The sequence below is a fragment of the Spirosoma sp. genome, from assembly GCF_026391055.1.
Classification (GTDB): Bacteria; Bacteroidota; Bacteroidia; order Cytophagales; family Spirosomataceae; genus Spirosoma.
The window spans coordinates 939,122-961,313 of the sequence record NZ_JAPLET010000022.1 but is presented as its reverse complement, the minus strand read 5'-3'; the positions used below and the strand labels follow the sequence as shown (position 1 = coordinate 961,313).

Below are 22,192 nucleotides of genomic sequence, written 5' to 3'. Positions count from 1 at the left end.
GACTGAATCGGTGGGAGTCGATTAAAAAGCACAAGAAGCATTAGTTTCTGGCGGGCTTCAGCACGGAGTACCGCTGCTGAAGCAGATAGTAAGCGCCGAATAATACAGCACTAAAGAAGAGGTCGCCCAGAAGGCCGTTCAGAAAGAATGAAGTGCCGTTATAGAACGCCAGTCCGGCCGTGTAGCAGCCTAATAGACCAGCCGCCGTTTGTGGATAAAACGTACTGCCATACCAAACTGAAAAGTTTGTCACCAGAAAAAACAGTATCGACGAAGTTACCGAAGCTGCTGCAATACGCCCGGCCGTTGGCTGTTGTAAAGCCCAAAGGCCAAGAAGCCAGGTAAGACCGAAGCTGACATAAACCGCGCCCATATTGCCGTGAAATCCGATCAGGCTGTCGCTCAGAAGCATGGCGGCCATTGGTACGGCGAGACCCAGCCACTTGCGCTCAAATCGGGAAGCGCCGAATAGGGCGAGGGCCGCAATTGGCGTAAAGTTATACCAGTGAGGCACTAGTCTGAACAGAGCAGTTGCCAGAACAAAAATCGTAAGGGTGGTTAAGCGAATCTGAAGCGGCTTCATAATAAATCAACAGTTAAAAAAGGGCCTGTATACTAATAATTCAGCTTAGAACAGGCCAAAGCACCAACACTGGGGCTAGTACTCTGACTATATATCTACAAAGATAACTCCATTAACACACTTGACAAAGCCCCATTAGGGTGGTTTAAACAAGTCTCCAGCCATGTAAGCCATTATTTTGGCGATATCGACTGGTTAGCAAGCACAACTGCCGTTTATCAGCAGAAACTACCATTTGTATACATTTAGACAGTTGTCTAAATTATTAATTAGACATTTGTCTAACTATTTAAGTGGTCGCTGATGAATAACTTATTTAAAGCCTTGAATGATCCGACCCGTCGGCAGATACTGGACCTGTTGCGCGGGGGCGACATGAATGCCGGCGAAATTGCCGAGGGATTCAATATGACCAAGCCCAGTATTTCTCATCACCTCGATTTGTTGCGGCAGTCAGGTTTGGTTGAAGCCACAAAGCAGGGGCAATTTATTAACTACACCCTGAACACGACTGTCCTCGACGAATTGCTGGCCTGGCTAATGAGCTTTCAGAAAACAGACGTACCCTCACCCGAAACAAGCAACTCCCCAAAAGCATCCTGAAACGTTAGTATATCGTGTGCATCATGAAAACAAATACCTTCTCTATCGAAATCCTGATCCTTGCGCTTTTAGTAGCACCATTGATCTACCTTGGCCTCATCTGGAATCAACTTCCTGCTGAAATCACAACGCATTACGATCTGGCTGGGAAAGCGAACGGCTGGATGACTAAAGAACAGGCTGCCCTGTATACGGTGGGTATCTCACTTCTACTTTATCTGTTGCTTCGTTATCTGCCGATGATTGATCCCAAAAAACAATTGCAAACGGCGAACTATCAAAAGCTACGACTCATGTTCACGCTCCTCATTTCAGCCATAATGAGTTGGGTGTTTTACATGGGCAATCATTCGATCTCCAGTGAAAACTTCGTCAGTGTATTAATGGTGATAATCAGCGTAACGATTGCCGGTGTGGGTAATTACATCACGACCATCAAACCCAACTGGTTTGTGGGTATTCGCACGCCCTGGACACTCGATAATGAGATCGTATGGCGAAAAACCCATCGCCTAGGCGGGCGGCTTATGGTAGCTGGCGGCATCGTCGGTGCAGTACTTGCCTTTCTATTGCCATTGGCCTACAAAGTAGGCATCACCGTCAGCATCTTACTGCTCGTCTCGTTCATGCCGGTTGTTTACTCTTACATCTGTTTCCGGCAGGAAAAAGCACACCGATTAAATTAACCGCACCAACAACTACAAAGACTCCCGATTTATGAACCGTTTTAATACGCCCCTTCTTTTGCTATTGCTCCTTTCTTGCCTGAACGCTCTGGCACAAATTGAAGAGCCTATACAGTACAAAATAACTGTTCCGACGGGTGCAGATCTAACCCTGGAGGGAACGCTTACCATCCCCGAAAAGGCAAAAAAAACAATGCCGGTTGTGCTGCTTATTGCTGGCTCTGGCCCAACGGATCGGAATGGAAATAACCCCTATGGAATGAAACCGAATAACTATAAAATGTTGGCCGATAGCTTAGCGGTTAAAGGAATCGCTGTAGCCAGATACGACAAACGCGGATCGGGTACAAACTTACAGGCCGCTATAAAGACGATTAAAGCGGCAGACCATCGCTTTGATTTTTATGTAAGCGATGCAGTTGGGTTTATAAACCAATTGAAAGCCGATAAACGTTTTTCAACGGTTGTAGTTGCGGGCCACTCAGAGGGATCATTAGTTGGGATGCTGGCCGCCGAAAAAACGAAGGCCAGTAAATTTATATCCCTGGCAGGTCCCGGTCGAAATATTGCTGATGTGTTAAAAGATCAATTAAAGGCGGGGTTGCCAGACACACTCAGTTCTGTTGCCGCTACCATGCTGGATTCACTAAAAGCCGGTTATAATGTGAAGCGAATAAATCCGTTTTTAATGGGCCTATTTAATCCCGCCAACCAACCCGGATTAATTTCATGGATGGCGTATAATCCTGCTTCAGTAATAAAAAATTTTACAGGTCCCATCTTAATCATTAATGGAAAACACGATAGTCAGGTGTCTACGAAAGAGGCCGAATTACTTAAAGCTGCCAGACCTGATGCTACATTAATTTTGGTTGATGAAATGAGTCATATCCTGAAAAATGCACCTGTTGACAGGGCCGCGAATTTGAAAACATATACCGATCCTAATTTGACACTTACACCAGGGCTGGTAAATTATATTGCAAAATTTGTAAAACCGTAAATAAAAAAAGTGAATGGCTTGCCGTTAGTTACAATACGTAGGCAAAATACTATATGTATCCTGTAGCGTTAATTCGAGAAATAGTACCGTAAGTAAGCAATTAATCGTTCAAACTGTAGGGGCTCATAAGGATTGTGAGTTTGTTTTACCAGTAAACGCCTGTATTGATCACATAAACTATCGAACTGATTCGTATGTGCTAAACTGGCCGTTATTAATCCTTTATAATAACGATGCATTTGGTTATATACATACTGACAGGGCCGATTGGGTTGTTCATTTAGCAAATGGTCTAATACAGGTAAGGTGCATGAAAAGTTAAGAAATGTAAATCCGCTTGTTTGAAAAAATGACTCAATCTGTCGGCAGATTGTGACTAGTTCCTTTTCGGTAGAAAGCTTAAAAGGTGCAATTTTAAAGTCGTTGAACTGACTAATTGAAACAGTGATAGTAGCTGCATCCTGATGACTTACTGCCGGGCTACTAACAAACTGTTGAGCGATCTGCTCTACTTGTTCATTACGGCAACCAAGCTTAACGTCTAATACAGTTTCATCATTGTAGACATTAAACGAGGGTATTATGGATTGAAAGCCTGTTGATGTTGCCCGGCGAAACTGATTTTTTTCGGGTAATAGAAAAAAATCATACTGTTCGAAAAAAGGCGTTAGCTGCTGATAAAGTAATAGTTCAAAAGACATAAATGTCATAAGTATAGCGACAAAACAACTAATTAGCGGCTAGTAGCAACGGGTATAACCTGTTCAGTATAAATTAGTTTTAACCAATTAGGCAAAACCCGTCCATTTATTTAGATAAAAATTTGAACCAAAGTGGTAGGTCTCAGGTTCTAAAAACGTACGTAAGTATGCGTGACAATCTGGGGACGACCGGAATTGACAGCTTGCTGAGGTCGCGTGTAAGCATGTCGGGAGTTGACGGTATTTCCCGCCCAAACAAATCGTCAAAACAATAACTGGCGAATATAACTACGCCATGGCTGCCTAATCCGGAGGATTAAGCAATAGCCATTGTCTCCCCGGCCTACGTGCTGCTGGCTGGATCAGGAGGCATCGACTCGCAGCGCTGGCTCGGTTTAGGGTGTTAACGGCCGAGTAAGACACAAGCACCTACGGATGAAGCTTGGTTTGGTGTACACCGGGCCGATTCCCGACAATCCTAAGTATACCTAAGCATGTAGAAGGCACGACGGGTTCCTTGACTGGACGAGAGTTCGAATCTCTCCGTCTCCACAAACAAAAAAACTCAATACATTTATGTATTGAGTTTTTTTGTTTGTGGAGACGATGTCGATAAGCCCCACGGATATGCAAACTATGAAATTGTCATAAACTTTTCCTGCGTGATTGGGCGGGCGTAGCGCCTAATTATAAAATAAGTCAACTAATCGTACACAATTTCAACTCGCATCTTATCTTTTTGAGAAAATTACCGAGTTAGAAAATATTCTATCGTATAGTTTTTCTTTTTTAAAAATAAGACTACCTATATTTGTGAAGTCTGTTAGTCAATATTAATAAATATACTATCGAATGAAAGCGAAGCAAATACGGTTCTTTTCTCCTGATGAGAATAGCGAAGCCAAGAAAAAGGATGAAAAGCCTGTTGTTAAGACATCACCTGTGACTGGCTACATTTCATCAACGGGTAAACTAGTTTTTCCATCTAAATCGATAGCCCAATTAGGACTGGACCCTACTAATAATCAGTTCAAGGTGGGTACACAGGATGGAAAACGGAAGATAAAATCATTATACCTGATCCCTAGTGGCGAAGGCGAAGAGCAAACATTTGAGTTGGTTCAGGGTGCTAAAAGTTATGCAATTTCACTGCCTTTTATACTGCAGAAGGGAGGAATAGATTTCGCAGAAACGAAATATAACTTTCTGGTAAAGCCATTTGACTACGAAGATGGCGTAACCGGTTATGAATTAAAACTTACGAATGAGAACCCAAAACCTGAGTATACAGGTAAGCCTCGAGGACGTAAGAAGCTGAGCACATCGGCAGAATAAGGGCAAGTGAGCCGCTGTTAAAACAAGTAATTATCATTAGTCATTTAAATGGCAAAGAGCCCGAATTGAAAATTTTCAGTTCAGGCTCTTTGCCATTTTAGTGGCTATGGGTGAGTAATGTAATAACTCGGTAACACCAATATGTAGAGAATTTTAACTGGGTAGTAAGGTATTTAGTATAAAGCTTTGGCTGATAACCAACAACTCTCTAAAAGGGATTGCGACTACCCCACAAGGTTGATCAGCAACTTAAGCAAAGAGGTAAGTAATTTTTTGCTGGTGAGGGGAGGCTTACATATAATAAGCCATAAGAAAATTGATAAATTGCGTTGTAACGTGTATTGTAAAGGTTGTTTATATTTAGTGACAAAGGCCTTGTTGAATTATTTTACTAAAAAGAAAAGAGTAAATTTCTGTAATTACATAAACACTTCAATAATTAATTCACTTAGAAAGCAGTTGATTCTTTTTGATATACACATATGTATAGTGTGGAAATCAATACAGAATTCAGCTATATTAGTAAGCCTATTAATGATGATAAATCGACATTCTATTGGCTGTTCATACATACGAAAAAATAGTTTGGGCAGCGGGGTTTATCTGATGTCGGATGTATATTAATGCACCAGTAAGTAACAAACATTTAGGCTGGTAGTTCTGTATATATGACCCGAAATCAACTTAATGATCTAATAGAACAAGGAGAACATACTCGCCTGGAGTTTAAACGCACGCTCTCCTCAGCACATCGGATAGCGCGGACACTGGCTGCCCTCGCCAACACATCGGGGGGGACATTGTTGATTGGCGTTTCGGATAGTGGCAAAATAGTGGGTGTTGCATCCGAGTTTCGGGAGATGCAGAAGGTTGAGGAAGCAACCGACCGTCTGGTTGATCCGGCACTCTCGATTAGTTACCAAACTATGGCTCCCGACGGTCGGCTTGTCCTGGTTATCACCATACCCGAAAGTGATGATAAGCCACATTACGTTATGGATGAATCAGGGAAACGCACTATCTATGTTCGGGCAAAAGATAAATCCGTACCTACCAGCAAACTTATAATTACCCCCCAAATGGCGGATCGTGAATTGCTGAAATCACCGATGGCGCGAACACTGATCCAGTATCTGCGTAAGAATGAATTCATTACTTCTGATAAGTTTGGGAAACTTATCAATATATCTGATTATAGAGCAGGGAAACTATTGCGGCAACTGGCAGAGCGGGGATTACTGATTTTAATAGATAAACCTCGCCCGGTACGCTACGCGCTTAAACTGGCAGAGTGATCCATGTAGTATCTTTGTAAGTATGGTAACACAGCAGGAAGCAATCACAAAAGAACAGATATCAGCTTATTTTAAGGATCTCCAGGATCGGATTTGCCATTCGCTGGAACAGGCCGATGGAGGAGCGCAATTCCGGGAGGATGCCTGGGAGCGGCCGGGTGGTGGTGGAGGACGTTCGCGAATTATTACCAATGGAACCGTAATTGAGAAAGGAGGGGTCGGCTTCTCTGCTGTACACGGCGAAGCGACAGAGGCAACGTTGCGAACGCTGAACCTTACGAAACCTGCAGAGTTTTATGCAACAGGTGTATCAATCGTTTTACACCCCCACAGTCCACTTGTCCCTATAATACATATGAATGTCCGGTACTTTGAAATGAGTACAGGGCACAACTGGTTTGGTGGCGGTATTGATCTGACACCCCATTATGTAGTGGAAGAGGATGCCCAATGGTTTCATCAGGAGCTTAAAACGGTTTGTGACCGTCATAGCCCAACCTATTATACAACGTTTAAACCTTGGGCCGACGATTATTTTTACATTCCGCACCGGCAGGAAACGCGTGGAATAGGGGGCATTTTCTTTGACTACCTTAAGCCAACCGACGAGTACAGCAAAAAAGATATATTCGGTTTTGTACAGGATGTTGGTAATATTTTTGCTCCGATCTACACGCACTTCATGAACAAAAACCGTCATTTGTCGTATGGTGATCGGGAGAAATCCTGGCAGTTGCTGCGTCGTGGCCGGTATGTTGAGTTTAATCTTGTTTGGGATAGAGGTACAAAATTTGGGCTAGAAACGAATGGTCGTACGGAGTCCATATTGATGAGTATGCCTCCTCAGGCAAACTGGATCTATGATTTCAAAGTTGAGCCCAATAGTGCAGAAGAAAAAACACAGGCCCTGTTGTGTAAAGGAATAAACTGGTTTTAACTATAGGAAATAAATTGAGGATAATAGTTCAATCCAAGCGTTATTTTAACTAGCTCTTTGGTTATTAGGCGCTGATAATCAGGTTGCTTTTTGATCATGCAAAGGCTTTTGGGTTTGAAGGTAAAACAACGGGTATTCGACTTGCATAATAAATAGTAAGGCTGTAATTTATTTACATACCAGTATATAAATTACAGCCATCTCGAAGATATATATATTTTAAATAATAAAAATTTGGATAAAAGTATGGGCGAAAATTCGACATAATGGGAACGTTTACAAGTTAAGGATAGTATCTGGGCTACAGCTATTTGATATTTTACTTTCAAGCCTAATAGCCTGAGTTTTATCGCCCAGTTGAAGGGGTAAATTGATAAAATTCGTGTACGTAGCTGAAGAAAAATAATGTAGCAACACTAAATAATATTGTTAACGAAAATCTAATGAGTGCAATTTTTTATAGAAAATCTATAGTTGCTTTTATCTGTATAACAGCTCTTGTCTCATGGTAAATGATAAAAGATAATGCCTGATTTTACCAACAGCTAATAAAACGTTGGTGAAATCAGGTATTATCTTTTATACGGTATAAATTACGACACGATTTGATTTTTATTTACCGCCATATACCTTGTGTTAAGGCATATTAATTGATACGTTCAATAACTCAACCCACTCATTTTCAAGGGATTTTAAGTGATTTGACATACTTCGTCCATCAAAAGCTTCCGGCGGAAGCTGAATGCGTTGGTTATCATCAACTAATTCAATCTTAATAATCTGGTTACCTTTCAACGTAAGAAGACTCACGGCATCAAAGGCAAATTCCAGATTAGTAAACCACCAAGAAAAATTTCGAATTTGCGTATATTTGTTTATCGTAGAAAACTCGAACAGCATAAACGGAAAGATTAAGGTTACGGATAGGCAATAATAACTTTTTTATTGATATTTAGTTCTTCTAAAGGTAATATTATTTTAAAAAAAATTTTAAATCGTAAATAAAAGCCTGGTCTACAGAAGGTAAAAGACCTTAAGAGTCCCTTAAAAACAATATCAATACAAAGCCGATCTTCTGAGTGTCTACACTAGTGAAACTACACTTTCTTACGCTTATAATTATTTGGTGTTCATACAGGATAAGTGATTTTTATAAGCATGTATACGGCTGAAATTAAATTAAATTCGCATGAGCGCTTACGGTCATAGCATAGTATGATTAAACAATTCTTTTGGCTCGGTCATAAGTAAGAAACCTCGAACGATTATTGCTTATAGTCAATTTTTTACGAGTTGTGCTTCTATCTAATTCAACTAATTTTAGAGCCTCTTTAAAAACGGTGTACAAATATTAAAAAAGTAGAATCAGCTTATCCTGGGGCATGAGTCGACCGCACCGGCAGCCTAACAAAGCGGTATCTCCAAGATCTAACCGCTCCGGCGGCCTTGTGATTCTGCCTGGAAAGTCATCCAGGAAATCCTGGCTGAAAAGCGAAAACGAAACTGGGTCGCCACTGGAGCGATCTTCCCTACGGGCTATCTTGAACGTCTTACTTTACATCGTCAAAACCTGTGGCCAATGGTGACAAATGCCCAACGATTTGCCTCTTTGGCCGCTGTGCTACAATTACTTTTGGAATCGGAGCGCCGAAGCGATAGCACTGCTCCAATGGTCGAGACGGCTGAGTAAAAATTATGAATGTGGTGCCAATTCGCACGAGTCATTCGTGTATTTATCAAACATCAATCGTATACTCAAGCATTTTTAAATAGGTTCTTTTTCGCTAAAATTCTCTTTTACAACCATGCTTCGCTGGATATCGACCCTTTTGTCAAGTTTATTTTTCGCTACTACGTCCCTAGCCCAAAATCAGTCGCTAACGAACGATTCGACAACGATTGCTCCGCCGGGTTCGGTGCTGATTACCAACGGCAACCTTGTGGATGTGGAAACGGGTCAGGTTCGCGAGGGTATGAGCCTGCTCATCGAAAACGGTATCATTCGCAAAATCGGCAAAAAACTGCCGACAGCAGCGGGCACAACGGTTGTCGACGCAACGGGCAAATGGCTGATGCCGGGCCTGATTGACAGCCACATCCATCTGTTTCAGTCGGGTGGATTATATACCCGGCCTGATGGTATTGATCTGACCAAATATAGACCCTACGAAACCGAGCGTAAATGGCTGCGCGACAACATGGGCGATTTACTACGTCGGTATCTGGCCTGCGGCATCACGACCGTGATTGACATCGGTGGACCGCTTTTTCAATTTGCCTATCGCGACCGATATAACCAGCGATACACCAGTCCGCAGGTTCTGATGACGGGGCCGCTGATTTCAACCTACCAGCCCGAAGCGTTCAAGCTTGAGGATTCGCCCATTATTAAAGCCAATACGCCCGACGAAGCTCGTGAACAGGTACGTCGGCAGTTACCTTATAAGCCGGATTTTATCAAAATCTGGTTCATCGTACGGGGCGTCGGTGCGGGTGAACAGGCGCAGGCAATGGTTCAGGCTGCCATTGATGAAAGTCATAAGAATGGACTAAAAGTGGCCATTCATACGCAGGAGTTATTGGCCGCCAAATTAGGCGTAAAATACGGCGCCGATTACCTGGTTCATAGCCCCGAAGATGGACTAATCGATGACGAACTTATTGCGCTGATGAAACAACGGAACGTTAGCTATTGTCCGACAATGGTAGTGGCCGAGGGCTATACCGGTTTTTTTACAGATAAGCGTAAGTTGACTCCTTACGAGTTTACCCGCGCCAACCCCTATGTGCTGGGCACGCTGTTCGACATGAAGCACCTTCCCGAGTCAGCCCTGCAAAAAGAGTTTGGTGATTTCCTGAATAGTCCGGCTTATCAGCGCATACAAACTGACCGAAATTCTTTTCTATGGGCTAATCTGGTCCGGGTGTGGCGGGCAGGTATTAACGTAGTGACCGGCACGGATGCGGGCAATCCTGGTACGTTTCACGGTACGTCCTATATCGATGAACTGCGCAAGATGAAAACGGCGGACTTGACCAATGCTGATCTGTTAAAGGCGTCAACGATCAATGCGGCTAAAATTCTGGGTAAAGAAGGTCAGATTGGCTCTTTGGCCGAAGGCAAATGGGCTAACATACTGGTGCTTTCACAGAATCCACTGGCTGACCTGAACGCCCTGATCCGCATTGAGACGGTCGTAAACCGAGGGTTCGTAACGACTCCGGCGCAACTTCTGGCCGACAAGCCCGAAGACTTGGCTCAGCGGCAGCTGAACGCCTATAATGCGCACGACATCGAGGCCTTTCTGGAACCCTACGCCGACGACATAGAGCTATATGACTTGCCTAACAAGCTCATTAGCAAGGGTAAAGACGCCATGCGGCAAGATTACGGAATGTTTTTTGCCAAGGCATCCGCGCTGCATTGCGAATTAGTTAACCGAATGGTAGTCGGCAACACCGTCGTAGACCACGAGCGGGTTACAGTGGTGGCTGGCAAGGCTCCGATGGAGGCCGTTGCCATCTATAAAATTGAAAACGGGAAGATCAAAAAAGTCTATTTCACCCAGTAAGTAGCCATTCTATAGAAGCCATTTAGGATTACAGAACGTAGCTCTCTGGCGCGTCGTGCCGAACTTGTTTCAGCATGATGAGCCACCTTCTGGAAACAAGCCAAAATTGAAATTCTAAACAGCTTCTTACCTGAGAGCGGTATATTGATTAGCGAAGTAAGGGAAAAGTATATGTACGTTTGCTGCGCTTTGTAAGATAAAGCGGTAGTGTGGAAGATAAACTGGCTTTGCCGGTTAAGAATGTTGAAAACATCAGTTAACCTGTCAGATATGACAATTGCAAAATAATGAAGAAAACAAGTTGGGTACTACTAGTAATTTGGTCGCTAATTATTGGGGGCTGTCAACAGGCCAATCAGGTACCATGCACGCAAACGGCCATAACCACGAAAGCGCCTGAAAGTGAGATCAACGCGGTAAAGCAGTTCGTTGAAACGAGCCGGATTAATGCTAAAGCGGATAGCCGGGGCTTTTACTATACCATACAGTCTGCCGGAAAGGGCACTAAACCAACCGTATGCTCAAATGTGACGGTTAATTACACCGGTAAGCTGACTAATGGAAAGGTGTTCGACAGCGCTGAGGGCATACGGTTCGATTTAAACCAACTTATTGTTGGTTGGCAGGAGGGAATTCCGCTGGTAGCGCCCGGTGGTAAAATTACGCTCTACCTACCACCCACACTGGCCTATGGTGCGCAGGAACAGAATGACATTCCGGCAAATTCTATACTCGTTTTCGAAATTGATTTGATTAAAGTTAATTAAGGATAAATCAGATCAGACCCGACGATCCCAAAGGCTTAGCTGAGCGTGACCGGTCTGTTGTCCTTGGTAGTAGCTGGTTTATCCAGCGCAATCAGGGTTATAACAGCAGATAATAAAAGCGATCCTGCCATAAATAGATAAGATGTGCCGAAACCACCGGTAGAGCCATTTAGATAGCCTACTATATAGGCACCAATAAATGAGCCTAAAGCGCCAAAACTATTGATCAGGGCCATAGCTCCTCCGGCTACGTTTCTGGGTAGTAGTTCGGGAATAATAGCAAAAAATGGACCGTATGGGGCATACATGGCTCCCCCGGCAATAATAAGCAGAAGGAATGAAATCCAGAAATGATTGGCTCCAGCCAGGTAAGAGCCATAAAAGGCAATAGCCCCCAAAAGTAAAAACGGCCACACAAACGATTTTCTGTTGAGCGTTTTATCCGAAAAATAGGATGCGCCTAACATACCAATGATGGCAAGTACATAAGGTATTGATGACAGCCAGCCTGTTTTAACAATCGTCATGTTGGGTGCCGCATTAAGAATGGAAGGAAGCCACATCACAAAGCCGTAAACGCCAATACTCCACAAGGCATACTGCAGGCTGAGTAATATGACAATTCTGGATTTGAACGCTTGTGCATAATTCTTTACCGGTTTTATGCCATGTTGCTCCCGTTGTAGTTGATCGATAAGCGCTTTCTTTTCATCAACCGTTAGCCACGTGGCATCTTCGGGTGTATTATCAACCAGTCGCCACCAGAAAAAGGCCCAGATAATAGCTGGCAGACCTTCGAGAATAAACATCCAGCGCCATCCGACAGCTTGAACCAGGTAGCCGGATAGTACCGACATCCAGAGAATTGTGGCCGGGTTACCCAGAATCAGAAATGTGTTGGCCTGGGAGCGTTCTGCTTTGGTAAACCACCGGCTTAAGAAAAGCAGCATTGATGGCATTACCGCACTTTCAACTACGCCCAGCATAAAACGAATGATAATCAGTAGATTGACATTACTGATTATGCCGGTTGCCATGGCCAGCCCGCCCCACAAAATCAAGGACCAGAAGATTAAGGATTTGGCACTTTTCTTCTCGGCATAAACAGCTCCGGGCACCTGAAAGAAAAAGTAGCCCAGAAAAAATAGCGATCCCAGCAGCGAAGACATAGCCGGGGTAATGTGTAAATCTGCGGCCATGCCGCTGGCAGCGCCGAATCCGAAATTTGCCCGGTCTAAATAAGCCAGACTGTAGGTGATAAAAGCAATAGGGAGGAGCCTGTACCAGCGAGATTTTGCGATAACTGTCATCTATATGAATTACCCGTTGTAATTGAGACCTGCCAATTAATTGGCCGAAGGGTAATTATATACAAAGGTGAGCATGTAGCTGCCTCTACTAAGAGGTCAGTCAATTAACCGATTCAAATATTGATTGTGAGAATGGCCTGCACGGGATCGGAAAGCCTGAATAAAACCTCTGCCGTCGGTATATACAGCGGTAAAAACCCGTTAAAAGACGCCCTGGAAGGGAACATAGAACTGCCCACATCGAATCAACGATGTTCTGTTAACAAGCACAAGTAGCAGAAGATCAGACTAATTAAGTCCTAACCTAAGTAGTAAAAAAATGAATTAGATAGATGTATTACGCAGATTTATGGATAGCTGAAGTTAATTCAAAATGGCTGAAAATAGAAGGTAAATGACATAAACCGAGATGGCTATAACCAGAGTCCAGGGGCCCGGCACTAATAAAAGCGATTTCTTCTTAATATCCATAGGACTAACTAGTTATAAGGGTGACACAAAGTAAATACAAAATTGTCGAATTGTCTTAACCAATTAATAAATATAAAAAATTAAAGCTTACTAAAGTTTATAAATACAAATGTACATAATTTCTTAAAGTTACTATAATAAAATATAGTAAACAGTAAAATATCTTTTAATCATTTAGGTAAACTGTTAATTCGCTGGATGATATACGCTCTGTCCGGCCTTAGCTATTACATAACAGGCTGACGGTGAAGCGTAGTAGAATGAAGTTTTCTGAGTTAATGTAAGCTAGGCGGGAAACAGATTGGTACTGACTTTCAATAAATCAAGAACAGAGCGGGGGGAAACTGAAGGGCACAAAAAAAGCCAGTCGGCTTATGGCTAACTGGCTCCTCTGAGTTTAATTTGATGATTTTTGCAGAGAGAGAGGGTATTGTACCTTTCTTTCTAAGAACCTGATAAAGACCGCGTTAACTACTTGAGTTAACAGCCTGCTCCCTAAAGTGCTACCGCAACAGCAAAAAAAAGGTTAGTCTACCCAACCTTGATACGCTGGCTTAGTACTTCCGGTCCCGAGAACAGGATTACGAAAAGACGTTTTATCGGCCGGTTGGCGGGAGGTCAATAAAACGTCAATCGTTCGTTGCAACGATTCCGAGGTCCGTTGCAAACCGTCGATTTGTCTGTCTTTAATAGAAAGTTGGCTTTTTAAGGCTTGGAACTCCTCGAGAATCTTTTCGACAACTTGTGAGCCAAAACTATTTCCGATTGAAGCCTTTTCTACTTCAACCTTCATTATTTCGCCTTCACCTCTCATTAAGTAAGTAGGGCTAATCTCTGGATACACTAAAAGAATCGCCTCTAAAATATCATAGCCAGGTTTATTACTTCCTTTGAGGATAGTATAAATAGCTGTGGGTGTTTTATTGAGGGATTCCGCAAACGTTTTAGGGTTCATCCCTAACTCTGTGATAATAGCAGCTATGCGCTGATTGATTGTGTTTTCCATTTCCATCGAATTAGGTTTAATCTGCATGAGTTTTTATTAGGCCATAGTGAACTTGACCGTTTCCATCGTTGAAAGTCATTATTTCTTTGAAGCCTTGATAATTATACCAACGAATAACGCTTTCATTTTTAAAGTCAGCTTCTTTATAAGGTAAGCCGAGTGCAGTGATAAAGTAATCGTTAAAGGGGTAAGCCTGTAAATGATTTAACGTAATCCTATCAGCCTTACCATCAATGTAAATAACTTCTAAAGAATCATCTTTATAGGTGTATTTCGGACACGTTAAACATCCTGCTTTCTTGTCCTTCCAGTTGAGCTTAAACTCACCCTTGCCAACTTCTTTTTGAACTTCTTCTATACTATGATTCGCAATATGTTCAAGAGCCAATACCGGCTTTAGTGGTTTTGGGTCGTTTGATGCAAATAAGTTGCCTAAGACGTAAAGGAACATAACTACACCTATAGAGTATAGTATCCATTTGCGAGAACTTTTACTATTTTTGATAGTATTATTTTTCACTTTGTAACTGATTGGTTTATAGGTTTATAGGATGCGGCCAAGAAAATAATATAGAAAATTCTTGTTTTTAGTGAACTTCCTCTATAATATTGTTCTCAGATAGTAACAAGACCTGCTACAATTCCTGTAACAAATCTTGTAGTCTATACGCTAAAAACCTAGCAAAAGTTTAAGAACGGTTATTTTTTAATTTAAACCCTATGAGTAAGCCCACCATAAAAGAACACTATCAAGCTCTTAAGGCATCCGACAAGGAGGCTTATAAGGAGTTTAACAGTCAACTCGCCAAAAGGGATAAGTTAACGTACTTTAAACGGTCGGTTATCGGCAACCCTAAAAAAAGCCTTACCGATGTTTACGGCTCCGTAAGCTCTTTAATGATTCGGTTTCTCGGGTTCTCTCAAAAGCATTTTGATACGAACACGCTCCCCGAGTCGATCAACATTCCCAACCATGAGCTCGAGCTCGTTTAAGGGATTTACGGTCTCGCTCGAGTTCGAGACCTCTCCGACCTATGGCGTATTGTACCGGAGACTCCGGGCCGCAAAGGATGAGCGAGAGGCCGAGCTAAACCGGAGACATCCTCTCGATGTCGTTTTATTCAGGGAGGTAAGAGATTTAGAAAATATGATGAGCCTGTTACGCTCGGCATACGAGAAAACAGTCGCTCAATGGACAACCCGAGAGGAGAAAGTCCGGGAGACCGGAGCCGAGAGCGTTTCGGCGGCTTAACCGATAGGGAGACGCTCCTCCCTTGACACCAGGAAAACGAGAATAGAGGCTCGTTAACATGACAGCCGGGAAAGATCGGCCGGAGAGAATGGTTTTTGAGAGGTTCGATTCCTCTCGCTCTCTCAACGGAAAATCCGTAACGGTAATAAAGGGTTTAGGAATTGGTTACAGAAATCTCCCTCCGGCAACGATTCGGAGGGAGATTCTAAAAAGCCTCCTCGCTCTTTACGTTTATAGATAACCGTTAGTTACGTAACCGGCTTTTGAAACGCGAGCAAAAGCCTCCAATCTCGAAAATCAAAAAAATTGGCTTCATCGGCCGAGCGGATGTCTATTGCCAAAATGGCAGCTTTTTTTTGCGGGACTCCTGTTAATCACCATGTTAAACTTATGTTAAACATCATGTTAACAATAAGACTAACAAACTAAGATTAACTTTTTGTAAACTAGTAAACATTTTGTGTAACTTTTTTTTACTCAGGTTATTTCCTTAACTGACTAACAGGAGTCGAGCCTCGGCCGAAAATCGAGCAGCCTCAAACCCGAAAAATTCGAGCCGAAAAATGGGGCAAAAGTCAAAATTTGGCAGTAGGAGCCGAGGGAGGCCGAGAGCGAGGAGATAATTTTTTAAGTCTGCTCAAACACGACAATAAGCATTAAAAGCCTTAAAACGAAGAAAACAGCCAATTCCAACCCATGAACGAACAAGAATTTAACCGGATAACAGACGAAGTAAAGCGGCTAGGCTTATTCGGCATCAGGACCGAGAAAACTTCCGAAGGGATGTTAATAACGATTCCCGAGGGGCAAATAATGGGCTACCAGGTCAACAAGTTGCAGGAGCTAACGAAAGGGTACGCGCTCAGCATCCAAGCAAAAATTCAAGGTCTATTAATTACGATCTGGTAAACGATAGGCCAAAGGAAAAAGCAATCCAAAAAAAGAGGCAAATCCTCGAATTTCTCTCCTCGATTCATTTCGAGCCCGTAGCGGGGAGATATTTTTTAAAGCTCCCCAAACTAAGCGGATAGGGGGTAAAGGTCTTAAAACGAAGAAAAACAACACACACGTAAAACCAAATTTCCAAATGAAACTAAACCAAATTCAGGCAATCGGCCGTATCGGTCAAGATGCTAAAATCGTAGACCACCAGGGCCGCAAATTTGTTGCCTTTTCCATTGGCGTAGATGAGAGCTATAAGGACCGGAACGGGGTAAAAGTCGAGCGGGTTGCCTGGTTCGATTGCGTAAGCGAACAGGAGCGGTTTTTTAATGTCGCCAGTTGGCTTACCAAAGGCCGGGAGGTTCTTGTCGAGGGAAAGCCGAGCGTTCGGACCTGGGAGAAAGACGGCCGCACAAATGCGAGTATCCGGATTCAGATTTCTAATATTTCTCTGGGCAATTCGCCGAACGATGTCCGGCCGACAGCCGCTCCCGTATCGACACCGGCTCCGGCTCCCTTTGTCGCCGTTGGGAGTGCAGACGAGACCGGAGACGACCTCCCTTTCTAATCAGGCAATAAATCAGTATCAACCAATTCCAAACCTTAAGAATAATGTCTTACCCGCAAACAGCACCCAAACCCAAACTAAGAGGAGACATCGAAAACGCTACGTACCGATGGGTATTGCGTCTCGAAAACGGCAAGATTTTCGACGGTTACTCGAAAATAGTCGGACACGACGAAAAGCAGGATAAGGAGGAGCTCCTTATCGACTGTATCCAACGGCTCGGCAATAATGGGTATTTCAAGAAATGTTTTATTATGGAGTTCTATAAGCGGGAGTTTATGCACAAAAGCCAGGATACATTGCTCCTTGAACTCTACTCTTTTGATTTTAAGGCTCACGGAGAGGCTAAGCTCCGGCTTCCGTTAATGGAGTATTTAAGCCGAGTTTACGAGCGTATAAAGAACGGAGGGGAGCCCGATTTTAAAGCCCTAAAGCCTGAACCGATTCCCTTTCGGGCTAGGGAGCAAGACGATTTCGAGTTCACCAAAAACCGCTTTCCGACGCTCGATCACCTTGTTACCTATTGCGCCGAGTATCTTCTCTGGGAAAAGCATTACCCACGAAATCGAGTCGAGGGATGGTATCACAAAGTAAAACACCATTACGGGGAGTATCCGCTCCCGCAAGCCTCTCCAACCGTAAGACCGGCCTCGGTCGATGTGGCTCCGGCTCCTCCGGCCGCTCCAACTCCTCCGGGAGCTCCTCCTCACAAAGCAGCCGCTCAAGCCTTAAAAACGGTCAATATGCTTTACAATAAATTTCCCTCGAATCGGTAACAGAAAACCGCTCCTCGAAGCGGGGAGCGGTTTACAACCAAATTTCCAAAGTATTAACGCCCTAATGTACGAATGAAAGCTCTTAAACGTACACGAAAATTTAAGCGGATTATTCCCTTTGCCAAAGTAGACCGGGAGCGGGTTTATAGCGTTCAGCTTAACGCCTTCGATTCCGGCTCGGTCGATGTCATTTTTAAACAAGGCTGTTTAAAGCTCAAGCGGACCGTTATCGTTCAACCCGGAGACCTCGATCAGTTATGTTTAAAATAACGCTCCGTCTTTACCGGCATCAGGTAGGAGCTTTGCTCGAGTTCCTCCCGCATCCGGCAAACTACTCGTTTCGGCAAATTGCCGCGCTCCGTATCGAGCAAATGATCTTACTCGACTACCGCTCCAAAATAACGGCGAACCAGGTCTTTACCTGGAAAAATAGGCCAACAACAAAAGCCTATGCGTTTACGCTCCCGCTCCCGGTTGCTCGGGCTCTTTGGAGCGAGTTACAACTCCCCGAACTCTCTTACGCCTTACAGGAAATTCTAGGAGGGCTCGACAAGCAACTTAAGGATTTAGGACTTACCCGTTTAACCGCTTAACTACTTACTTACATGAAACTACTGTTTATCTTTTTTGCCTCGGCCTCCGCAATCGCTGTTTTATTGCCGCTCGCTATTGTGGCTCTTTCTCTGGCAATTACGCTTTACTCCTTCCTTATGTGTGGAATGGGGCTCTTACAATTACCCTCTAAATTTTTCAATTATGCAAAATGACCAAAAAGCCGGGAAAGCCGTTAAAGATGCTTTCTTACATGAAATTGCGCTCCTTATGCTCGCAGAAACGCCGATCAAATCGGCCGTTAAGCGGAGAACGACCGGCCTCCGGGGAGAGATATTCTACCGGCTTAAGCCCGAGAACCGGGAGCTTTACCTCGCAAGCCGGGACGCGATTCTCGAAATCACGCAAAGCCTGGTAAACGCCGAGAACTTACAAGAGGTAAGCCGAGTCCTCTCCGCAATCCAAACAGCCAGTAACACAAAAACCGAGCTCTCAGTCAATGAATGACCTACTTATCGAGACCGGACAGGGAAAAAGCAAGCGAATCTTTCCGGCTAGTCAGATTTTATATGTTGAGGCAAATATTAATTACTCTCTGTTTCATCTGACCGATGGGAGCAAGGTATTAACCTCGAGGCATCTCGGCTATTACGCGAAACTCCTCTCCGAGTTTGCCCGGATTAACAAGAGTTACCTCATTAATCCCTACCTCCTCAAGAAATGGAAGGAAAACCCGCACAGCTATCGGGACGGAGCGGAGGTAACGCTCACGAACGGAGTCCGGCTCGGAGTTGCTCGCCGGAGAGTTCAGGAGGCTAAGGCAAAACTAGGCATTTAAGACAGTACGGCCGAGCTCGCTCGGGCTCGGCCTTAACAACCAAATTTCCAAAGTAAAACCATGAAAGAACAAATTAAACTCCTCCGCTTATCGCTCGCTTATGGGGGCAAATTACACACCGTTTTAGACATCGGCTTTACGCATGGAGTCTTTAATAAGGTTAACCAGGAGGGACTAAAGAAAACCCTCGAGAGCGTAATTTCTCGGGCCGAGCAAGCCGACAAGCTCGAGAAAGAGAACCAGGAACTTAAGCAGCAACTCAGCGCAACGAATCAACTCTCCTTACTTTAACCCTCCTCGACCGATGAAACTTGCAACTATCCTTACCGGCCTGGTTTTAACTCCCGGAGCAATCAGTAAGCTACAAGCCGACGTTCAGAATTTACAGACCATTTTCCGGGGCAAGCAAAGCCAACCCGTTAAGAAAAACCAGACCGAGCCCAAAACCCATAATTTAAAGGTTTGGCCGGAGCACTTTAACCGACTAGCCTCGGGAGAGAAGCCGTTCGAGGTTCGACGTAATGATCGGGGATTTAAGGCAGGAGACATGCTCCGCTTATCGGAGTACAATCCACAAACCGGGACCTATACCGGCCGGAGTCTTTTCGCTTCCGTTACCTATGTGCTCGAGGAGACTCAATTCGGGCTTAAGAAAGGGTTTGCCGCTCTGGGCATCCGGTTAATTCAGAATGAGTTTAAACGCGTATAGTCTCACTAATCCACACCGGCCGAGACCGGCCTTAACAACGACAAAAATGCTTAGTTTATTAATAATGTACTTAGCCGGAGTCGGCTCCGGTTATCTCCTCATTTTTGCTTTAGGCATTGAGCCCGAAAACGAATCGGAGGCACTCGACAATTACCGCAACTCCTAAATAAAGTCAATTCGATGAGCCTGGTTAAACTAAAACTTAAGTATCCGATTATTTCACTAATAACCGAATACGTAGACGTAACACCCGAGAAAGCCGAGGAGATTCTTAAGGCTTCGCTTAAGGAGCAAGCAAAGTTTATTATAGAGGCCGATAACGACCGGCATTATACCGAGCGCAGATATTGAGGCCGCGCTCGAGGTCGATTACGCAAGCATTAAGCGAGTTTGCTCGCAATAAGTAAACAACCCACTAGAACACTACCGATGAAACGTTTAATTATTATTGCTCTTTCCGTTGGGTTATTAGCTTGCGAAAAGACACCCATCTCGACCGACACAACCGATAATCCGGCCATTAAGCTCGATAAACTATTTACGGTCGATGGGTGCAATGTCTACCGATTTCACGACTCCGAACATGATGTTTATTTGACAACGTGCTCGGGCAATGTTGAGTACGAGTATAAAACAGGAGGCAAGCACAAACACACACACCGAATTACTAGCTTAACAGGGCAAGTCAACACCGAAAACTAACCGACTTATGGCTTTTTATCATTCTCCCGAAACCGGGACGTATCACCTTAACGAAGTAAAACCCGCTCGAGTAGTTCCCGGAAACGAGCGGCATAAATGGGACAACAAACCCGAATGGGGGCAAAAGGCAACCTGTATTAAATGTGGTTGCATTAAGTCCCGAAATAAGCCGGAGTACACCGAAACGTACCGGATGCCAAACAGCAAGGAAACGACCGAAAGACCCGCTTGCAATGGTTAGAAAAGAAAAGCCCTCCCTTACCGGAGGGCTTTTTTATGCGGCCCGACGTTTCGGTCCTTTCCGGCCGGGAGAGCCGCTCCGATCTTTGGGCAAAACAAACCAAATTACGAGAATGGCATCCCGTTCGATTTACGATTTACATCCGGTCCTCGCTTACGCATTGGGCCGAGCCGAGGTTCTGTTTCAGGCAAAGTTTCCAGATGGGCCGGTCCCGTTTTTAGTGGCAACCTTTCGCAGCAATGAGGAGCAAGACGCGCTCTTTAAGCAGCCGACCGACAAAAAGGATAACGACAAAGACGGCAAAATAGACGAAGCCGACGAACGCGTTACCAATGCGAAAGCCGGACAATCTCCTCACAATTACAAGCCCTCCTTTGCGTTCGATATTGCATTTAAGAAAAAGGACGGAACGCTCGACTATAGCGAAAAGTGGTTCGTATGGTTTGCCGGTTTCGTGTTGGTTGTTGAGGGAATCACCTGGGGCGGGAACTTTAAATCGATCAAAGATAAGCCTCATTTTGAGTTGACCAGATGGGAGAAGATGGTTAAGAAATAATGAGGGAGCCCTCCGGCCGGAGGGCTCTTTTAGGTCCTTTCCGGGAGGTCGATTCGGTTGCAGCTTTGAGGATGAAACAAGCAATTACGAACCTCTCGAACTTCATTCGCAGTAATTACAACCGCTTTTTTTGGGAGGCCGTTTCGGTCGCTATCTCGGCCGCTATCGGTTTCGGCGTTTCCTACTTTCTCAACCGGGCAACGCTCGAGCTCTGCCAGGACGAACGAACCGAGCTCCTTAAGGAACACGCCGAGGCCGAGGTCCTCAAAGCCTCAATTAAGTACGAGGGGCAACTCTCCGCCAAAAACTCACAAATAAAAAATCTGGAAAATGAAAACAATAAGCTCCGGGAGCAAATGGCTCTCGATTCTGCTAGTCGTATGTCTGAGCTCGAGACTTTACGGTCAATCAATCAGCGTTACCGCCTCGCTCGATAGTGCTCGGGCCGAGTTCGTTGCCAACGCCAAACGAATAAACGCCGATCTGATTAAGGGCGATTTCGCCAAAGAACGGGAGGAGGGCTATAAAGCAACCATTGCCGAAAAGGACAAGACAATCGGCGGGGTAACGCTCGAGCTTAAGGACTGCCAAAAGGAGGGCAAAGAAACGGCCGGGAGTCTGGTAACGGCTAAGAAAAAGCTCGGAGAGGAAACCAATAAAAAGCGAGCCGCTAAGCTCGAAAATTGGGGGTGGCGACTCCTTCTCGCAATAACTGTTTACGCTAAAATCAAAGGATTGTGATTACTGACCTCGATTATATAACATTTTCATTAGGCCTTATAGGAGT

Annotated in this window: 29 protein-coding genes and 1 other RNA gene; 24 read left to right on the top strand and 6 right to left on the bottom strand. The window is 44.2% G+C overall.

Annotated elements, in window-relative coordinates:
* Positions 1 to 40: 40 nt before the first annotated feature.
* Positions 41 to 583, bottom strand: coding sequence for a DUF6580 family putative transport protein (locus tag NT073_RS19430; protein ID WP_297376723.1), 543 nt, complete (start codon positions 581 to 583; stop codon positions 41 to 43).
* 303 nt (positions 584 to 886) lie between these two features.
* Here NT073_RS19430 and NT073_RS19425 point away from each other — a divergent pair, with 303 nt between their 5' ends.
* From NT073_RS19425 to NT073_RS19415, 3 genes are read left to right on the top strand one after another with little or no spacing between them, the layout of a single operon-like run.
* Positions 887 to 1,186 carry an autorepressor SdpR family transcription factor gene (locus NT073_RS19425; protein WP_297376721.1) on the top strand — a complete coding sequence of 100 codons (300 nt, stop codon included), beginning with the start codon at positions 887 to 889 and terminating at the stop codon, positions 1,184 to 1,186.
* Positions 1,187 to 1,209: 23 nt separating this feature from the next.
* Positions 1,210 to 1,872: an SdpI family protein gene (locus tag NT073_RS19420; RefSeq protein ID WP_297376719.1), complete on the top strand. Its 663-nt coding sequence runs from the start codon at positions 1,210 to 1,212 to the stop codon at positions 1,870 to 1,872.
* 31 nt (positions 1,873 to 1,903) lie between these two features.
* Positions 1,904 to 2,875, top strand: coding sequence for an alpha/beta fold hydrolase (locus NT073_RS19415; protein WP_297376718.1), 972 nt, complete (start codon positions 1,904 to 1,906; stop codon positions 2,873 to 2,875).
* A gap of 68 nt (positions 2,876 to 2,943) precedes the next feature.
* Here NT073_RS19415 and NT073_RS19410 read toward each other — a convergent pair whose 3' ends face one another.
* On the bottom strand, positions 2,944 to 3,576 hold the full coding sequence (locus tag NT073_RS19410) for a hypothetical protein (RefSeq protein ID WP_297376716.1): 633 nt from the start codon (positions 3,574 to 3,576) through the stop codon (positions 2,944 to 2,946).
* A 181-nt stretch (positions 3,577 to 3,757) separates the two neighbouring features.
* Between NT073_RS19410 and ssrA the strand changes: the two genes are divergently transcribed.
* The 4 genes from ssrA to hemF all read left to right on the top strand — a co-directional run bounded on the left by ssrA (position 3,758) and on the right by hemF (position 7,143).
* Positions 3,758 to 4,131, top strand: a transfer-messenger RNA (tmRNA) gene (gene ssrA, locus NT073_RS19405).
* Positions 4,132 to 4,428: 297 nt separating this feature from the next.
* The gene (locus NT073_RS19400; protein WP_297376714.1) at positions 4,429 to 4,911 is read left to right on the top strand and encodes a hypothetical protein; all 483 of its coding nucleotides are present in this window, start codon (positions 4,429 to 4,431) and stop codon (positions 4,909 to 4,911) included.
* Between the two features lie 668 nt (positions 4,912 to 5,579).
* The gene (locus tag NT073_RS19395) at positions 5,580 to 6,206 is read left to right on the top strand and encodes an ATP-binding protein (protein WP_012926852.1); all 627 of its coding nucleotides are present in this window, start codon (positions 5,580 to 5,582) and stop codon (positions 6,204 to 6,206) included.
* 22 nt (positions 6,207 to 6,228) lie between these two features.
* On the top strand, positions 6,229 to 7,143 hold the full coding sequence (gene hemF / locus NT073_RS19390; protein WP_297376711.1) for an oxygen-dependent coproporphyrinogen oxidase: 915 nt from the start codon (positions 6,229 to 6,231) through the stop codon (positions 7,141 to 7,143).
* Positions 7,144 to 7,779: 636 nt separating this feature from the next.
* Here the strand turns inward: hemF and NT073_RS19385 are convergent.
* Entirely contained in the window at positions 7,780 to 8,043 is a 264-nt protein-coding gene (locus tag NT073_RS19385; protein WP_297376709.1) for a hypothetical protein, read from the bottom strand.
* Between the two features lie 905 nt (positions 8,044 to 8,948).
* Between NT073_RS19385 and NT073_RS19380 the strand changes: the two genes are divergently transcribed.
* Positions 8,949 to 10,715 carry an amidohydrolase family protein gene (locus NT073_RS19380; protein ID WP_297376707.1) on the top strand — a complete coding sequence of 589 codons (1,767 nt, stop codon included), beginning with the start codon at positions 8,949 to 8,951 and terminating at the stop codon, positions 10,713 to 10,715.
* A 287-nt stretch (positions 10,716 to 11,002) separates the two neighbouring features.
* On the top strand, positions 11,003 to 11,482 hold the full coding sequence (locus NT073_RS19375; protein ID WP_297376705.1) for an FKBP-type peptidyl-prolyl cis-trans isomerase: 480 nt from the start codon (positions 11,003 to 11,005) through the stop codon (positions 11,480 to 11,482).
* A gap of 35 nt (positions 11,483 to 11,517) precedes the next feature.
* On the opposite strand, the gene NT073_RS19370 is transcribed toward NT073_RS19375, so the two are convergent.
* The 3 genes from NT073_RS19370 to NT073_RS19360 form a co-directional block, all read right to left on the bottom strand.
* Positions 11,518 to 12,792, bottom strand: coding sequence for an MFS transporter (locus NT073_RS19370; protein WP_297376703.1), 1,275 nt, complete (start codon positions 12,790 to 12,792; stop codon positions 11,518 to 11,520).
* 997 nt (positions 12,793 to 13,789) lie between these two features.
* Complete coding sequence (locus tag NT073_RS19365) at positions 13,790 to 14,296, bottom strand: hypothetical protein (RefSeq protein WP_297376701.1); 507 nt, start codon at positions 14,294 to 14,296, stop codon at positions 13,790 to 13,792.
* A complete protein-coding gene (locus NT073_RS19360; protein WP_297376699.1) occupies positions 14,286 to 14,789 on the bottom strand; it encodes a hypothetical protein in 504 nt (167 codons plus the stop codon). The genes NT073_RS19365 and NT073_RS19360 overlap by 11 nt, the downstream gene beginning before the upstream one ends.
* 200 nt (positions 14,790 to 14,989) lie before the next feature.
* Here NT073_RS19360 and NT073_RS19355 point away from each other — a divergent pair, with 200 nt between their 5' ends.
* The 15 genes from NT073_RS19355 (at position 14,990) to NT073_RS19285 (ending at position 22,146) form a co-directional block, all read left to right on the top strand.
* Positions 14,990 to 15,262, top strand: coding sequence for a hypothetical protein (locus NT073_RS19355; protein WP_297376697.1), 273 nt, complete (start codon positions 14,990 to 14,992; stop codon positions 15,260 to 15,262).
* Complete coding sequence (locus NT073_RS19350) at positions 15,243 to 15,521, top strand: hypothetical protein (protein ID WP_297376696.1); 279 nt, start codon at positions 15,243 to 15,245, stop codon at positions 15,519 to 15,521. The genes NT073_RS19355 and NT073_RS19350 overlap by 20 nt, the downstream gene beginning before the upstream one ends.
* A gap of 696 nt (positions 15,522 to 16,217) precedes the next feature.
* Positions 16,218 to 16,430, top strand: a complete 213-nt coding sequence (locus NT073_RS19345; RefSeq protein ID WP_297376694.1) for a hypothetical protein — start codon at positions 16,218 to 16,220, stop codon at positions 16,428 to 16,430.
* Between the two features lie 178 nt (positions 16,431 to 16,608).
* Complete coding sequence (gene ssb / locus NT073_RS19340) at positions 16,609 to 17,031, top strand: single-stranded DNA-binding protein (RefSeq protein WP_297376692.1); 423 nt, start codon at positions 16,609 to 16,611, stop codon at positions 17,029 to 17,031.
* Between the two features lie 44 nt (positions 17,032 to 17,075).
* Positions 17,076 to 17,807, top strand: coding sequence for a hypothetical protein (locus NT073_RS19335; protein ID WP_297376690.1), 732 nt, complete (start codon positions 17,076 to 17,078; stop codon positions 17,805 to 17,807).
* Between the two features lie 72 nt (positions 17,808 to 17,879).
* Positions 17,880 to 18,077 carry a hypothetical protein gene (locus NT073_RS19330; protein ID WP_297376688.1) on the top strand — a complete coding sequence of 66 codons (198 nt, stop codon included), beginning with the start codon at positions 17,880 to 17,882 and terminating at the stop codon, positions 18,075 to 18,077.
* Positions 18,065 to 18,400 (top strand): hypothetical protein, encoded by a 336-nt coding sequence (locus tag NT073_RS19325; RefSeq protein ID WP_297376685.1) that lies wholly within the window; start codon positions 18,065 to 18,067, stop codon positions 18,398 to 18,400. The genes NT073_RS19330 and NT073_RS19325 overlap by 13 nt, the downstream gene beginning before the upstream one ends.
* A 163-nt stretch (positions 18,401 to 18,563) precedes the next feature.
* Entirely contained in the window at positions 18,564 to 18,866 is a 303-nt protein-coding gene (locus tag NT073_RS19320) for a hypothetical protein (protein WP_297376683.1), read from the top strand.
* The gene (locus NT073_RS19315; RefSeq protein ID WP_297376681.1) at positions 18,859 to 19,197 is read left to right on the top strand and encodes a LytTR family DNA-binding domain-containing protein; all 339 of its coding nucleotides are present in this window, start codon (positions 18,859 to 18,861) and stop codon (positions 19,195 to 19,197) included. Before NT073_RS19320 ends, NT073_RS19315 begins: the two co-directional genes overlap by 8 nt.
* Positions 19,198 to 19,257: 60 nt before the next feature.
* On the top strand, positions 19,258 to 19,488 hold the full coding sequence (locus NT073_RS19310; RefSeq protein ID WP_297376679.1) for a hypothetical protein: 231 nt from the start codon (positions 19,258 to 19,260) through the stop codon (positions 19,486 to 19,488).
* 13 nt (positions 19,489 to 19,501) lie between these two features.
* Positions 19,502 to 19,906 (top strand): ASCH/PUA domain-containing protein, encoded by a 405-nt coding sequence (locus NT073_RS19305; RefSeq protein ID WP_297376677.1) that lies wholly within the window; start codon positions 19,502 to 19,504, stop codon positions 19,904 to 19,906.
* A 429-nt stretch (positions 19,907 to 20,335) separates the two neighbouring features.
* Positions 20,336 to 20,608, top strand: coding sequence for a hypothetical protein (locus tag NT073_RS19300; protein ID WP_297376676.1), 273 nt, complete (start codon positions 20,336 to 20,338; stop codon positions 20,606 to 20,608).
* 7 nt (positions 20,609 to 20,615) lie between these two features.
* On the top strand, positions 20,616 to 20,849 hold the full coding sequence (locus NT073_RS19295; RefSeq protein ID WP_297376674.1) for a hypothetical protein: 234 nt from the start codon (positions 20,616 to 20,618) through the stop codon (positions 20,847 to 20,849).
* Positions 20,850 to 20,961: 112 nt separating this feature from the next.
* The gene (locus NT073_RS19290) at positions 20,962 to 21,405 is read left to right on the top strand and encodes a M15 family metallopeptidase (RefSeq protein ID WP_297376672.1); all 444 of its coding nucleotides are present in this window, start codon (positions 20,962 to 20,964) and stop codon (positions 21,403 to 21,405) included.
* A 330-nt stretch (positions 21,406 to 21,735) separates the two neighbouring features.
* Positions 21,736 to 22,146: a hypothetical protein gene (locus NT073_RS19285; RefSeq protein ID WP_297376670.1), complete on the top strand. Its 411-nt coding sequence runs from the start codon at positions 21,736 to 21,738 to the stop codon at positions 22,144 to 22,146.
* The last annotated feature ends 46 nt before the right edge of the window (positions 22,147 to 22,192 follow it).

Bases quoted from the DNA above. Each gene is read 5' to 3' on its own strand.
- NT073_RS19430 (WP_297376723.1), bottom strand. From the start codon at position 583: ATGAAGCCGCTTCAGATTCGCTTAACCACCCTTACGATTTTTGTTCTG.
- NT073_RS19425 (WP_297376721.1), top strand. From the start codon at position 887: ATGAATAACTTATTTAAAGCCTTGAATGATCCGACCCGTCGGCAGATA.
- NT073_RS19420 (WP_297376719.1), top strand. From the start codon at position 1,210: ATGAAAACAAATACCTTCTCTATCGAAATCCTGATCCTTGCGCTTTTA.
- NT073_RS19415 (WP_297376718.1), top strand. From the start codon at position 1,904: ATGAACCGTTTTAATACGCCCCTTCTTTTGCTATTGCTCCTTTCTTGC.
- NT073_RS19410 (WP_297376716.1), bottom strand. From the start codon at position 3,576: ATGTCTTTTGAACTATTACTTTATCAGCAGCTAACGCCTTTTTTCGAA.
- NT073_RS19400 (WP_297376714.1), top strand. From the start codon at position 4,429: ATGAAAGCGAAGCAAATACGGTTCTTTTCTCCTGATGAGAATAGCGAA.
- NT073_RS19395 (WP_012926852.1), top strand. From the start codon at position 5,580: ATGACCCGAAATCAACTTAATGATCTAATAGAACAAGGAGAACATACT.
- hemF (WP_297376711.1), top strand. From the start codon at position 6,229: ATGGTAACACAGCAGGAAGCAATCACAAAAGAACAGATATCAGCTTAT.
- NT073_RS19385 (WP_297376709.1), bottom strand. From the start codon at position 8,043: ATGCTGTTCGAGTTTTCTACGATAAACAAATATACGCAAATTCGAAAT.
- NT073_RS19380 (WP_297376707.1), top strand. From the start codon at position 8,949: ATGCTTCGCTGGATATCGACCCTTTTGTCAAGTTTATTTTTCGCTACT.
- NT073_RS19375 (WP_297376705.1), top strand. From the start codon at position 11,003: ATGAAGAAAACAAGTTGGGTACTACTAGTAATTTGGTCGCTAATTATT.
- NT073_RS19370 (WP_297376703.1), bottom strand. From the start codon at position 12,792: ATGACAGTTATCGCAAAATCTCGCTGGTACAGGCTCCTCCCTATTGCT.
- NT073_RS19365 (WP_297376701.1), bottom strand. From the start codon at position 14,296: ATGCAGATTAAACCTAATTCGATGGAAATGGAAAACACAATCAATCAG.
- NT073_RS19355 (WP_297376697.1), top strand. From the start codon at position 14,990: ATGAGTAAGCCCACCATAAAAGAACACTATCAAGCTCTTAAGGCATCC.
- NT073_RS19350 (WP_297376696.1), top strand. From the start codon at position 15,243: ATGAGCTCGAGCTCGTTTAAGGGATTTACGGTCTCGCTCGAGTTCGAG.
- NT073_RS19345 (WP_297376694.1), top strand. From the start codon at position 16,218: ATGAACGAACAAGAATTTAACCGGATAACAGACGAAGTAAAGCGGCTA.
- ssb (WP_297376692.1), top strand. From the start codon at position 16,609: ATGAAACTAAACCAAATTCAGGCAATCGGCCGTATCGGTCAAGATGCT.
- NT073_RS19335 (WP_297376690.1), top strand. From the start codon at position 17,076: ATGTCTTACCCGCAAACAGCACCCAAACCCAAACTAAGAGGAGACATC.
- NT073_RS19330 (WP_297376688.1), top strand. From the start codon at position 17,880: ATGAAAGCTCTTAAACGTACACGAAAATTTAAGCGGATTATTCCCTTT.
- NT073_RS19325 (WP_297376685.1), top strand. From the start codon at position 18,065: ATGTTTAAAATAACGCTCCGTCTTTACCGGCATCAGGTAGGAGCTTTG.
- NT073_RS19320 (WP_297376683.1), top strand. From the start codon at position 18,564: ATGCAAAATGACCAAAAAGCCGGGAAAGCCGTTAAAGATGCTTTCTTA.
- NT073_RS19315 (WP_297376681.1), top strand. From the start codon at position 18,859: ATGAATGACCTACTTATCGAGACCGGACAGGGAAAAAGCAAGCGAATC.
- NT073_RS19310 (WP_297376679.1), top strand. From the start codon at position 19,258: ATGAAAGAACAAATTAAACTCCTCCGCTTATCGCTCGCTTATGGGGGC.
- NT073_RS19305 (WP_297376677.1), top strand. From the start codon at position 19,502: ATGAAACTTGCAACTATCCTTACCGGCCTGGTTTTAACTCCCGGAGCA.
- NT073_RS19300 (WP_297376676.1), top strand. From the start codon at position 20,336: ATGAAACGTTTAATTATTATTGCTCTTTCCGTTGGGTTATTAGCTTGC.
- NT073_RS19295 (WP_297376674.1), top strand. From the start codon at position 20,616: ATGGCTTTTTATCATTCTCCCGAAACCGGGACGTATCACCTTAACGAA.
- NT073_RS19290 (WP_297376672.1), top strand. From the start codon at position 20,962: ATGGCATCCCGTTCGATTTACGATTTACATCCGGTCCTCGCTTACGCA.
- NT073_RS19285 (WP_297376670.1), top strand. From the start codon at position 21,736: ATGAAAACAATAAGCTCCGGGAGCAAATGGCTCTCGATTCTGCTAGTC.